Below are 12,417 nucleotides of genomic sequence, written 5' to 3'. Positions count from 1 at the left end.
TCCTGCTGGTGTTGGCGTAACAAGCTTGAAACATAACGCGAATTTTTCATGCCCGGCAATATAAATGCATCGGCACGCCCGTGTTTAGCGTGCCGGCTAAACATCCGGGGGCGCGCGGGCACTGGGCGGCGCGCCCCGCATCGTGCATAATCCGGTCCCGATGCGAGAACCAGACGACCCGACGATGCCCCTGCTGCGCCCGATGCGCGCGGACGACCTGGACGCCGTGCTGGCGGTGCAGGCGCAGTGCTATCCGCCCGCCATGCAGGAAGCGGGCGCGGTGGTGCTGGCGCGCCTGCGCGCGGCGCCGGCGACGACGCTGGTGGCATGCGACGCCGCCGGCGTGTGCGGCTATCTGTTCGCCTATCCGTCGGTGTACGGCAAGGTCACGCCGCTCGGCGCCCCGTTCGACGTCGCGCCGGTGCCGGACACGCTGTACCTGCACGACCTGGCCGTGGCCCCGCGCGCGCTGGGCAGCGGGCTCGCGCGCCGGCTGGTGCGCCGGATGCTGGCGCCGGGCACGGCGGGGGCGCTGGCGCGCGCCGCGCTGGTGTCGGTGCAGGATTCGCGCGCGTTCTGGGAAGCCATGGGCTTCGCCGCCGACCGGGACGGCCCGGCCGACCCGGCCAGCCGGGCCGCGCTGGCCGGCTATCCGGACGGGGCGCTGTACATGACGCGCTTGCCATAGTCGTTGCACTTCTGGTCACAACCGTGAGCGCCTTGGCAAGGCGCGCAAATTCTTCGTGTCCAGAGGGGTGGAAAGGGGCCGAGCGTGGCGTTTTTACGACCAAAAATCCATGGTTTGCGGTAATATTGACGTGCGGAAACTATACTTACCTCGCATTCCTGACTGGCATATGGCACACCTTCCCATCACGGCGCGGCGCGCGCGCGGCTTCACGCTGATCGAAATCCTGGTCGTCGTCGCCATCGTCGGCATCCTCGCCGCGATCGCGGTCCCGTCGTATCGCGACTACGTGGTGCGTGCGCGCCTGACCGAGGCGTTCAGCGGCCTGGGCGGCGTGCAGACGGCGGCCGAGGAGTACTGGGCCAACAAGCACACCTATACCGGCATGGACGCCGCCGGCCAGAACCGCATTCCCGCCACCACCGCGAACTTTTCCTATGCGCTGACCAGCGCCGGCGATGCCGCCTACCTGGTGACCGCGACCGGGCGCGGCCCGATGGACGGCTTCGCCTACACCATCGACCAGAACGGCACCCGCGCCACGACCGCCGCGCCGGCCGGCTGGGGCACCAGCACGAGCTGCTGGATCGACCGCAAGGGCGGCACGTGCGTGCAGTGAGGCATGGCGTGGGCGGAGTGGCGCGGCCGGCGCGCCGGGCCGGCTTCACGCTGGTGGAGGCGGCCGTGGTGGTCGCCATCCTGGGCATCCTGCTGGCGATGGGCATGCCGTCGATGTCGAACTGGCTGCTGGCCCGCCGGGCCGCCGCGGCCGCCGTGTTCTACCAGGACGGCATGGTGATGGCGCGCAACCAGGCGATCGCCCACAACAGCGCCAGCCGCCTGGTGCTGACCGAGAACGCCAACGGCCAGATGGACTGGCGCGTCGACATCTGCCTGCCCAACCTGGCCACGCCCTGCGACGACGACCACGGCACCTGGTCGACCGTGGACAGCGCGGTGGCCGGCTTCAAGTCGGTCGGGCGCAGCGCCCAGGCCATGCCGGGCGAGGCCGACATGGCCCAGAGCCTCGCGCCGTCCGGCGCCACCGACGTCTATTTCACGCCGCTCGGCTGGGTCGACCAGCGCGTCGCGCCGCGCCTGGCGAGCATCGTGATCGCGCCCGCGGCCAGGCGCCAGGGGGCGTTCCGGCGCCAGGCCGTGGTGCTGACGCTGGGCGGCATCGCCGCCGTCTGCGATCCGGACGCGGCGGACCACACGGCACGCAAGTGCCCGCCCGCCGCATGATCGCGCGCCGCCAGCGGGGCATGGCCCTGATCGAGGCGCTGGTCGCGGCGGTACTGCTGGCCATCGGCCTGATCGGCGTGATCGGCCTGCAGGCGCGCTCGCAGGGCGCGCTGGCCGACGCCGGCATGCGCGCCGAGGCCGTGATCGCCGCCAACCGCCTGCTCGGCACGATGGCGGTCGACCAGGCCAACCTGGCCAGCTACGCGCTGGCCGCCACCGGCACACCGAGCGCGCGCCTGCAGCCATGGGTCGACGAGACCCGCGCGCACATTCCCGGCGCCGGCATGCTGGTGACGGTCGGCGCGGCCGCGGACGGGCGCACGCGGGTGGCGGTGACCATCTCGTGGGCGCGCAAGAGTGGCACGGCGGCCAATGCCCACAGCGTCGTCGCCTACCTGGCGCCGGCGGCTTCGTCATGACGCGCGCGCCTCGTCCCGCGCGCCGGGCGCGCGGCTTTTCCCTCGTCGAGCTGATGGTCAGCGTGGTCGTCGGCCTGCTGGCGCTGCTGTTCGCGCTGCGCCTGTTCACCGGCGCGGAAGCGGGCCGCCAGTCGGCACTGGGCGGCTCGGACGCGATGCAGAACGGGATGGTGGCGCTGTTCGCGCTGGGCGGGGACGCCGAACAGGCCGGCTTCGGCCTGAACGATCCGATCGTGGCGGGCTGCAATACCGTGTTCAGCGACACCCAGGGCTACACGCTGGCGCCCGCCACGCGCGGCGCCGCCACCATCCACCCGCTGGCGCCGGTGGTGATCGAGTCGAACGGCGCGAACCCGGACCGCGTGTCCTTCTATGCCGGCAGCTCGGTGGGCGGCACCGGCATGCTGCGCGTGGTCGCCTCCTACGCCAACGGCACCTCGCTGACCGTCGACCGCCCCCCGCTGTGGTTCGACGCCGGCACCGTGATCGTGGTCGCGCCCGACCAGGCCGGCGGCACCTGCGCGCTGGCCCAGGTGTCGGGGACGAACGGGACGACCATCCAGTTCGCCGGCGGCGGGGGGCGGCGCTACAACAGCGGGGCGCTGGGTCCAAGCTTCACCGCGAACGCCGCGCGCGTGTTCAACCTGGGGCCGGCCGACACGCTCGCCTTGCGCACCTGGTCGGTGTCGGACGGCTACCTGCAGCTGCGCTCCACCGGCGCCACCGGCTCGGCCAGCGCCGCGGCGGTGTCGGAAGGCGTCGTCTCGATCAAGGCGCAGTACGGCTTCGACACCCGCGCCGGCGCGGCGTTCCGCCCGGAATATGGCATGCAGGTCGGGCGCTGGTCGTCGACGATGGTCGACGCCGACGGCTCCGGCGTCAGCGGCGACGCGGCCGACTGGCAGCGCATCGCCGCCGTGCGCCTGGCCGTGGTGGCGCGCAGCAAGGCCGTCGAGAACCCCGCGGCCGGCGCCGCCTGCACGGCCACGACCGCCAGGCCGGTCGTGTTCGCGGGCCAGGTGCCGGCGGGCGTGGACGCGGCGCCGGTCACCCTCGACGTGGCCGTCGCCGGCGACCCGGTCAACTGGCAGTGCTACCGCTACCGGACCTTCGAGACCGTCGTCATGCTGCGCAACGCCAGCTGGAGGCCGCAATGACGCGCGCCGTCCCGCACGGCCGCCGCGCGCGCGGCATCGCGCTGCCGGTGGTGCTGGTGATCCTGGCGCTGATGCTGGTCGGCGCGGTCTACCTGCTCAAGGCGGTGCACTCGACCGGCCTCACGACCGGCAACCTGGCCTATGACGCGACGCTGAGCCGCCAGGCCGACCTGGGCCTGCACAGCGCCTTCCAGTGGCTCGACACGACGGCGGCGACGAGCAAGGCGACGCTCGACAACGACAGCGCCGCCAACGGCTACGTCGCGCGCCTGACCACGACGGACCTGCGCAGCGGCGATTTCTGGGCCGGCAGCAAGACCATCACGGACAGCGACGGCACGCGGGTGGAATACGTGATCCACCGCATGTGCAACAAGAGCGGGGCCTACAACGACCCGGTCGTCAACAACCAGTGCATGCAGACCGCGCCGAACACGGCGGCCCTCGGCAACGCGCTGCCGATCGGCGCCAGCGGCGCGGTCGACGCCGCCCAGTACGCCGGCTCGCCGCGCCTGCACTACGTGGTGACGGCGCGCATCGCCGGCGCGCGCGGCGCCAGCGTCACCAACCAGATGATCGTCCTGATCGGGGCATGAGAACACATCCATGAAAAGATCCATCGGCTTCTTCCGCCCGCCGGCCGCGCTGGCGGCCGCTCTGGCCGCTCTGGCCGCCGTGCTGGCGGCCGCGGCGCCGGCCGCGGCGGCGCCCACCGGCATCTCGCAGCTGCCGCTGCTGAACCTGAACGGCACCGGCAACGTCAAGCCCAACCTGATGCTGCTGTACGATAATTCCGGTTCGATGGCCTACATGGCGACCCCGGACTACGTCGGCGACAACACCACGTGCCGCGGCGGCTCCTCGATGTCGAGCGCCAGCACCATGGCGTGCTCGGTCGGCCACCCGCCGTTCAACAGCGCCGACTTCAACAAGCAGTACTACAACCCGGCGGTGCGCTACACGCCGCCGGTGCGCGCGGACGGCACGTCCTACGACGCGATGACGACGTGGACGGCCGTGAAGACCGATGCCTTCGGGGTCAACAGGGTCGACCTCGAGAACAAGTCGCGCACCAGCACCAACCTCACCAACAGCGTGCCCGACCTGCGCTGGTGCGATTCCAACGGCAACAACTGCGTCTACAACGCGGCCACCTATACCTACCCGACCGATGCGCGCAAGCGCGCCGACATCTACTACACCAATCCGTACTACTACACGATCAACGTGTCGGAGTACTGCACCAACGCCAACCTCACCGACTGCAAGACCGTGGCCGTGGGCGCCGTCGCGCCGTCGGGCTACCCGGTGCCGGCCAAGGTCCGCTGGTGCAACAGCCGCGACCTGAGCAACTGCCGCGCCAAGTACGGCGACGCCGACTACAAGTACCCGCGCTTCGGCAATCCGAACGCCGGCACGGTGGCCGCCTACGGCACGATCACGATCCAGCAGTCGTCGGTGAGTTCCTCGCTGGCGATCAACAGCGTCACCGTGGCCGAGCCGGGCGGCAACGTCGTCATCACCAACGGCACGGTCACGGCCTCGAACGGCACGAATACCGGCAGCAAGATGACGTCGGCCGCGGTGGCGCTGGCCGCGTCGATCATCAACAAGACCGGGCTGACGAACCAGTACCTGGCCTGCGTCAAAACCGCCTCCAGCGGCGTGCCGGCCTGCTCGACCTACGGCATCACGCTGGGCGGCGACAACGTCGTGGCCGTGGTCCCGGTCGAGTGCGCGACCGGCACCAGCGGCAAGACGATCGGCAACTGCGCCGTCCTCGGCGACGCCAGCCGCAGCGGCTGGGCGCTGAGCGTGAGCGTGCCGACCGGGTCCAACAAGGGCATCCCGACCGCGACGGCCCCGCTGGGCAGCGGCGCGTCGGTATTCGTGCGCACCGACATCGTCCCGAGCGTGACCAGCTATCCGAAGGGCGAGGCGCGCACCGACTGCGCCGGCAGCAGCTGCACCTATGCCGAGGAGATGACCAACTTCGCCAACTGGTACACCTACTACAAGTCGCGCAACCAGATGATGAAGACGGCGGTGGGACAGGCCTTCCAGTCGCTGAACTCGAACTACAACGTCGGCCTGGTCTCGCTGGAACTGGCGGCGGCCACGCGCGACACGGACGCGCAGAACGCCATCAACGCGGCCGGCGACATCATCCGCCCGCGCGAATTCTCGGGCGCCAACCGCAGCGACTGGTACGACACGCTGTACGGCATGAACGGCAACAAGTCGACGCCGGTGCGCCTGGCGCTCGACGCGATCGGCAATATGTACGCCAACAAGGGCCGCTTCGCCATGCCGGCCGGCCAGGAGGTCGTGCAGTATCCCTGCCAGCAGAACTTCACCTTCATCACCACCGACGGCTACTGGAACGGCGGCTACCCGGCCGTGCCCAACAACGACAACGTCGAGAACCCGGAGCGCTTCTGCACGCGCGCCAAGGGATGCGTCGACACCCGCACGCAGTCCGCGCCGTCGCTGGCCGACGTCGCGCTGTACTGGTACAACGGCGGCTCGGCGGACGGCACGTCCTCGCTGCGCCCGGGCCTGGAGGACTGGACGGCCGAGGGCCTGGTGCTGGGCAACAGCGACGACAACAAGCGCCTGCACATGAACACCTACGCGCTGGGCCTGGGCGTGGACGGCATCATGACCTACGAGAAGGACTACGACACGGCGCCCGACCCCAAGCTCGACTTCTACAAGCTGATCACGGGGGTGGCCAGCGGCTGCCCGTGGAACAACAACCGCGCGTACGTGTGGCCGGACCCGAGCACCGGCGACACCGACGGCGGCGCCGCCTACCAGTCGCGCGTGGACGACCTGTGGCACGCGGCGATCAACGGCCGCGGCAAGTACTTCAGCGCGTCCGACCCGACCGACGTCGTCCAGGGCCTGGGCAAGGCGCTGTCGGCGATCCAGACCCGCACCGGCGCCGCGTCGGCGGCGGCCACCTCGACGCCGAACATCACGACGCTCGACAACGACGTGTTTTCCTCGACCTTCACGACCGTGAAGTGGTACGGCGAACTGTCGGACCGGAAGATCTCGGCGTCCGACGGCACGGTCGCCAAGGACGCCGTATGGACCACCACCAGGACGCTGGGGCAGAAGGTGGCGGCCAGTGCCGACACCCGCAACATCCTGATGCTCGACACGGTCAACGGCGGCCTGAAGGCGTTCCGCTACGCCGGCATGACGGCCACCGAGAAATCCTGGTTCGACAACAAGTGCGGCGAACTGTCCCAATGCCCGACGCTGTCCGAGGCGAACCGGGCGATCGTCAACGCCGGCGCCAACATCGTCAACTGGGCGCGCGGCTGGCAGCAGTATGCCGACGACAACGTGCTGCGCGCGTATTCGCGCGTGGCGCCCGACCCCAGCCAGCCCGACACGACCTACCTGGTGGTGCTGGGCGACGTCGCCTCGTCCAAGCCGGCCTACCTGCGCGATCCGCGCAAGGCCTACACGCTGGCCGGCTACGACGACTACAAGTCGGCCCAGGCCGGGCGCGCGGCGACGGTCTTCGTCGGCGCCAACGACGGCATGCTGCACGCCTTCGACGCGGCCAACGGCAACGAGCTGTGGGCCTACGTCCCGCGGGTCACCATGAAGAAGCTGTACCGCCAGGCCAGCACCACCTACGGCACCAACCACCAGTACACGGTCGACGGCGCGCCCGAGGTGGCCGACGTGCAGATCGGCGGGCGCTGGCGCTCGGTGCTGGTGGCGGGCCTGAACGCGGGCGGGCGCGGCTACTTCGCGCTGGACGTGACGGATCCGGCCAACCCGGCCGCGCTGTGGGAGCTGTGCGCCGACGCCACCGTCTGCACGGGCAACAACTACGACGCCGACATCGGCCTGAGCTTCGGCAATCCGCAGTTCGGCACCTGGACCGACGCCGGCGGCACCACGCGCTGGGTCGTGTTCCTGACCTCCGGCTACAACAACGTCCCCGGCGTCGAAGGCGGCGCCGGCGGGGACGGGCGCGGCTGGCTGTACGTGGTCGACGTGGCCAGCGGGCGCGTGCTGAGCAAGACCAGCACCGGCGCCGGCAGCACCGGCACGCCCTCGGGCTTCGCGCGCATCACGGCGACCAGCGTCAACCCGCAGTCCGACCCGCAGGTGACCTATGTCTACGGCGGCGACAACCTGGGCAAGATGTGGCGTTTCGACTTCACCGCGCGCGGCAACCCGACCGTGCTGCAGATGGGCGACGCCGGCGCCGGCCAGCCGGTCACGGCCCGCCCCGAGATCACGCTGTGCCAGGTCGATTCCACGAACGCGCAGGGCGTGGTGACGTCCGGCGTGGCGCGCGTCGTCGCCTTCGGCACCGGACGCCTGCTGGACGTGCCCGACATCACCGACACGACGACCCAGACCACCTACGTGCTGAAGGATTCCGGCACCGGCATCGCGGCCGCCGACTGGCGTACCGACGCGGCGATGACGCGGATCGCGCTGACCAAGACCAGCAGCGCCGCCGGCGACACCTACGGCTCGACCAGCACGGCCGCCGACCTCTCGACCAAGGCCGGCTGGTACGTGGACTTCGACCAGAACCGCGGCGAGCGCGTCAACCTGGACCCGAAGGTCATCGCCGGCACGCTCGACGTGGTGACCAACATCCCGTCGACGTCGTCGGCGTGCACGGTGGGCGGCAAGAGCAACCTGTACCTGCTGGACGTCTGCAGCGGCACCCTGATCGCCGGCGCGACGCTGTCGGCGGCATCGGCGGCCGTGGGTTCCACCGTCGTCCAGCTGCCGGGCGGCACCTTCGTGCAGATCTCGACGCTGGCCAGCGGCGAGCTGAAGACCACGCAGTTCCCGCCGTCGAAGGCGAGCGCGGCGCGCAAGACGGGCTGGCGGCGGGTGCGCGACTGAGCGTGGCCGCGCTCCCGGCCTGCGTGCCGTGGCCGCGCGCTAGGGCTGCGCGCCGGGTCCGCGCGCGACCGCGCTGACGGTCTGGGTCGCGACGGTCCCGTCTTCGCGCGTCAGCCGCAGGCGCACCGGCAGCCAGTCCTGGTCCGGGGCCAGCCACACGTCCAGGCGCGGCTGGCCCGGCGGCGCGACCTGCGCCAGGCGCCATGCCGGCAGCGGGCCCAGGCCGGTGTCGAGCGTCTCGACGCCGACCACCTGGAACACCACGAGCGTCGCCGTGCGCGCATCCGCCACCGGCAGCACGATCGTTCCTTGCAGCTGGTCCGCCGACGCCAGCCCCATGCCGGCCAGCTGGACCAGCAGCGAGGCGCGGTCCTGGATGCCCGGCATGGCCTGGGCGTCGGCGCCGCCCGCGTCGAAGCGCACGCGGCCGGCATCGTGCCCGAAGGTCGTGCGCAGCGCGCCGGCAGCGCCACCATCGGCACCACCTTTTGCGTCACCTTCCGCGCCACTTTCCGCGCCACCCTCGGTCGCGCGCTCCGGCAGCAGGCCGGTATCGCCGCGCGCGCCCTCGCTGGCCAGCCGTCCGAGCACGCCGTCGGTGCGCAGCAGGTAATGCTGGCCGTCGGTCTGCCAGTCGAGGTGGGCGGCGCCGGCGTCGACGGGCGCGGCGCCGGGACGCTGCACGGTCTGCCGGTAGGCCAGCGCGGCCGACGCCGGCAGGCGCACGCGGTAGCGGCCGGGCGGCGCCGGCGTGGGCAGGGACGTCGGCGGCGCCGCGGCGGCCGGTTGCGCCGGGCCGCCGGGGCTGCCGGGGGCCGGGTCCGGCGCCGGAGCGGTGGGAGCCGTCGGGGCGGCAGGGCTGGCAGTGCTGGGGGGAAGCGCGGATGGCGCCGGCCGCGCCCGGGACGGCGCGCGTGCGGCCGCGCGCGCGGAGGCGGGGCCGGGTGCGGGCATCGGCGCGGCCGCCGGCGTGGGCGCGGGCGCCGATGCGGGGCCGGCCGGCGGCGCCAGGCGCAGCACCAGCCGCTCCGCCGGCGCGACGGCGGCCAGCGTGCCGGCGCCCTGGCGGGCGATCAGTTCGAGCAGTGCGAGGTGGAGCGCGGCGGAGCCGGCGCACAGCGCCAGCAGCCGGCGGTGCCGGGACGGGACGGCAATCTTCATGGCGCTAGTGTAGCGCTTGCGGGCATCCGGCGGGTGGCCGCAGCCGCGGAACGGCACCCGCGGCGATGCGGACGCCGCCCGGCGCGCGGCGCGGCCATAATCGGGTCATCATCGTTCCAGGAGCCAACATGACCCGCAGTACGCAGCCCCGCGCCATGGCGCGCAAGCAGCCCGTCCCGCTCGACCAGGTGCGGCGCTACCTCGAACCCGGCCCCGTCGTGCTGGTGAGCTCGGCCTGGCAGGACGAGCGCGACATCATGGTGATGGGCTGGCATACCGTGATCGAATTCGCGCCGTCGCTGGTCGGCTGCGTGATCTCGTCGGCCAACCACAGTTTCGGCCTGGTCCGTGCCAGCGGCGAATGCGTGATCAACCTGCCGACCACGGCGTTGACGGAGCAGGTGCTGGGCGTGGGGTCGACCACCGGCGCCGACATCGACAAGTTCGATGCCTTCGGGCTGACGCCGCAGGCCAGCGAGATCGTCGGCGCGCCGTCGATCCGCGAATGCCACGCCCAGTTCGAATGCCGGCTGCACGACGACAGCCTGGTCGACAAGTACGACTTCTTCATCTGGGAAGTGGTGGCGGCGCGCGCGGCCGCCACGCCGCGCCATCCCGAGACGCTGCACTACAAGGGCGACGGCACCTTCATGGTGTCGGGCAAGGTGATCCACCGGCGCCGGCAGGGCTTGAAGTAGCGGCGGCGCACCGCCGGCGTCAGCCGCGCATGGCCGCCTCGATCGCGGCGATGTCGATCTTGCGCATCGTCATCATCGCATCGAAGGCGCGCCGGGCGACGGCCGGGTCGGGGTCGGCGATCGCCGCGCCCAGCACGCGCGGCGTGATCTGCCAGGAAATGCCCCAGCGGTCCTTGCACCAGCCGCAGGCGCTCTCCTGGCCGCCGTTGCCGACGATGGCGTTCCACAGGCGGTCGGTCTCGTCCTGGTCGTCGGTGGCGACCTGGAACGAGAACGCCTCGGTGTGGTGGAATGCGGGGCCGCCGTTCAGGCCGAGGCAGGGGATGCCCAGCACGGTGAATTCGACGGTCAGGATGTCGCCTTGCTTACCCGAAGGAAAATCACCGGGTGCGCGCACGATGGCGCCGACGGCGCTGTCGGGAAAGGTGGCGGCGTAGAACCGGGCGGCGTCCAGCGCGGCGCCGTCGAACCAGAGGCAGATCGTGTTCTTTGCGGACATGCTCGTCTCCTGGGTGGGTGCGTGCCGCCCAGCATACGCGAAACGGGGCCGTCCGCGACGCCCGCGTGTCCTGTCGGCGTCACGTGGTGTCGCTCGTTGGCGTGCTAGTGCACGTGGCGCCGGTGCGCCGCCACGTGCAGGGTGGCGCGCGCCGCCCTGCCGTGCACCCGCATGGCCGACGGGTGCGGCGCCGTGGCCGCGGCCAGGTCGGCGGTGAGGCGGTGCAGCGCCATCACGTCGCGCAGCGCGGCCAGCACCTGGCGCCCGAGCGCGCAGTCGCCATGGTCGACCTGCGCCATGGTGCGGTGCAGGGCCGTGAGGATCACGGCGTTTTCCGCGATGTGTTCGCGCAGGCGTTCGTGGCCGAGGCTTTCCAGCATGTGTTCCTCGTGGCGAAAGCCAGCCTCGACGGCGGCGACGATGCCCGTGAAGGCGCGCGGGAACTGGGCGTCCGCCGCGGCGGCGACCTGGTCGAGGCGGCGGCACAGCGCCTTGCGCGCGTGGCGGATCGCCGCGCAGATCGCATGCGGGTTCGTGGATTGCAGGTGGCGCTGGGTCATGATGATGGTCCTCAAGCGAGTCGATGTTTGCAGTTTCCCCGGACAGCAACGTCTAGTACTTGATGCACGTCAAAACGCCGCCAATCGACGAGGCCGACGCGACGGTGCGCAGCATGGTGTCCCTCTCGTTGGACGCGGATCCGGATCCGTGGTTCGCCACGCCGGCTGCCGCCCGGCGCGGCGGCCGTCAGCGCAGGACCAGCACCGGGATCGCGCTGTGCGTCAGCACTTTCTGGGTTTCGCTGCCGAGCAGGCGCGCGAGCGCGCTGCGTTCGCCGTGGGCGGCCATCACGATCAGGTCGCAGGCGTGGTCGCGCGCCGCGTCGATGATGGCTTCCCAGGGGGCGTCCTTGCGGCTGAGCACGGTCGCGCTGGGAATGCCTTCCTCGCCGGCGCGGCGCGTCACGTAGGCGAGCGCGTCGTGGGCGAGCTGGAGGCGCTCGCGGCGCCAGTTGCCCTGCGCCGGGTCGCCGGCCATGGCGCCGTCCGGATCGAGGATCAGCGGCGCGCAGGCGTGCAGGCCGATGATGCGCCCGCCGCCGAGCCGCGCCAGCTGCAGCGCCGTCTCCAGCGCGCGGGCGCCGCGTTCGGTGCCGTCGGTGGGCACCAGGATGCGTTTATACATGGAAGGCTCCGAAGGAGACGCCGGCGCTGCGCAGCGCGCCGTGGATGGCATAGTGGCGCGGACCGGGGCGCGGCGCGTGGCGCTGGCGCGAGATCAGCGCGAGGTCGACCGTGAAGCGGTGCAGCGGCAGCACCCGGGCCAGCAGTCCCAGCGCGCAGCGGCCCGTGCCGACGTCGCCGTCCGCCACCGCGGACTCGGCCTGGCGCAGCACCGCCAGCGTGCGCGCGTTGCCCTCGCGGTGCATGCCGGCGGCGCTGAAGCCGAGCGCGTCCATGACGCTCTGCTCGTGGCGGAAGCGCAGCTCGGCGCTGGCGAGCAGGCGCCGGTAGGCGGCGCCGAAGCGCTCGTCCGGCGCGTCGGCGGCGCGGCGCAATTGTTCGGCCAGCTGGCGGCGGGAATGGGCGACCGCGGCGCGGATGCGGCGGGCGGGACTGGCATGGTTCAGGTGTTGCTTCATCGTCTTGCGGGT

The 12,417-nt window shown here is 71.8% G+C and carries 13 protein-coding genes; 8 read left to right on the top strand and 5 right to left on the bottom strand.

The window, feature by feature from the left end; genetic code table 11:
* The first annotated feature begins 184 nt into the window (after positions 1 to 184).
* The 7 genes from QZ749_RS24185 to QZ749_RS24155 all read left to right on the top strand — a co-directional run bounded on the left by QZ749_RS24185 (position 185) and on the right by QZ749_RS24155 (position 8,405).
* Positions 185 to 688, top strand: coding sequence for a GNAT family N-acetyltransferase (locus tag QZ749_RS24185; protein ID WP_296952659.1), 504 nt, complete (start codon positions 185 to 187; stop codon positions 686 to 688).
* A gap of 169 nt (positions 689 to 857) precedes the next feature.
* On the top strand, positions 858 to 1,307 hold the full coding sequence (locus QZ749_RS24180) for a type IV pilin protein (protein ID WP_296952656.1): 450 nt from the start codon (positions 858 to 860) through the stop codon (positions 1,305 to 1,307).
* Positions 1,295 to 1,933 (top strand): Tfp pilus assembly protein FimT/FimU, encoded by a 639-nt coding sequence (locus QZ749_RS24175; RefSeq protein WP_296952654.1) that lies wholly within the window; start codon positions 1,295 to 1,297, stop codon positions 1,931 to 1,933. Before QZ749_RS24180 ends, QZ749_RS24175 begins: the two co-directional genes overlap by 13 nt.
* Positions 1,930 to 2,352 (top strand): prepilin-type N-terminal cleavage/methylation domain-containing protein, encoded by a 423-nt coding sequence (locus tag QZ749_RS24170; protein ID WP_296952652.1) that lies wholly within the window; start codon positions 1,930 to 1,932, stop codon positions 2,350 to 2,352. Before QZ749_RS24175 ends, QZ749_RS24170 begins: the two co-directional genes overlap by 4 nt.
* Complete coding sequence (locus QZ749_RS24165; protein ID WP_296952650.1) at positions 2,349 to 3,509, top strand: PilW family protein; 1,161 nt, start codon at positions 2,349 to 2,351, stop codon at positions 3,507 to 3,509. The genes QZ749_RS24170 and QZ749_RS24165 overlap by 4 nt, the downstream gene beginning before the upstream one ends.
* Entirely contained in the window at positions 3,506 to 4,105 is a 600-nt protein-coding gene (locus QZ749_RS24160; protein ID WP_296952647.1) for a hypothetical protein, read from the top strand. Before QZ749_RS24165 ends, QZ749_RS24160 begins: the two co-directional genes overlap by 4 nt.
* Before the next feature lie 10 nt (positions 4,106 to 4,115).
* Entirely contained in the window at positions 4,116 to 8,405 is a 4,290-nt protein-coding gene (locus QZ749_RS24155; protein ID WP_296952644.1) for a pilus assembly protein, read from the top strand.
* 39 nt (positions 8,406 to 8,444) lie between these two features.
* On the opposite strand, the gene QZ749_RS24150 is transcribed toward QZ749_RS24155, so the two are convergent.
* Positions 8,445 to 9,566, bottom strand: a complete 1,122-nt coding sequence (locus QZ749_RS24150) for a DUF3108 domain-containing protein (protein ID WP_296952642.1) — start codon at positions 9,564 to 9,566, stop codon at positions 8,445 to 8,447.
* A 155-nt stretch (positions 9,567 to 9,721) separates the two neighbouring features.
* Here QZ749_RS24150 and QZ749_RS24145 point away from each other — a divergent pair, with 155 nt between their 5' ends.
* Positions 9,722 to 10,264, top strand: coding sequence for a flavin reductase family protein (locus QZ749_RS24145; RefSeq protein WP_296953116.1), 543 nt, complete (start codon positions 9,722 to 9,724; stop codon positions 10,262 to 10,264).
* A 19-nt stretch (positions 10,265 to 10,283) separates the two neighbouring features.
* On the opposite strand, the gene QZ749_RS24140 is transcribed toward QZ749_RS24145, so the two are convergent.
* The 4 genes from QZ749_RS24140 to QZ749_RS24125 form a co-directional block, all read right to left on the bottom strand.
* Positions 10,284 to 10,763 (bottom strand): VOC family protein, encoded by a 480-nt coding sequence (locus tag QZ749_RS24140; protein ID WP_296952639.1) that lies wholly within the window; start codon positions 10,761 to 10,763, stop codon positions 10,284 to 10,286.
* 104 nt (positions 10,764 to 10,867) lie between these two features.
* Positions 10,868 to 11,323, bottom strand: coding sequence for a hypothetical protein (locus tag QZ749_RS24135; RefSeq protein ID WP_296952636.1), 456 nt, complete (start codon positions 11,321 to 11,323; stop codon positions 10,868 to 10,870).
* Positions 11,324 to 11,510: 187 nt separating this feature from the next.
* Positions 11,511 to 11,948, bottom strand: coding sequence for a universal stress protein (locus tag QZ749_RS24130; RefSeq protein WP_296952631.1), 438 nt, complete (start codon positions 11,946 to 11,948; stop codon positions 11,511 to 11,513).
* Complete coding sequence (locus QZ749_RS24125; RefSeq protein WP_296952627.1) at positions 11,941 to 12,405, bottom strand: hypothetical protein; 465 nt, start codon at positions 12,403 to 12,405, stop codon at positions 11,941 to 11,943. Before QZ749_RS24125 ends, QZ749_RS24130 begins: the two co-directional genes overlap by 8 nt.
* Between the last annotated feature and the right edge of the window lie 12 nt (positions 12,406 to 12,417).

The organism is uncultured Massilia sp., assembly GCF_913773735.1.
Classification (GTDB): domain Bacteria; phylum Pseudomonadota; class Gammaproteobacteria; order Burkholderiales; family Burkholderiaceae_D; genus Telluria.
The sequence above is the reverse complement of the archived record's forward strand: the minus strand, read 5'-3'. Positions and strand labels throughout refer to the sequence as shown.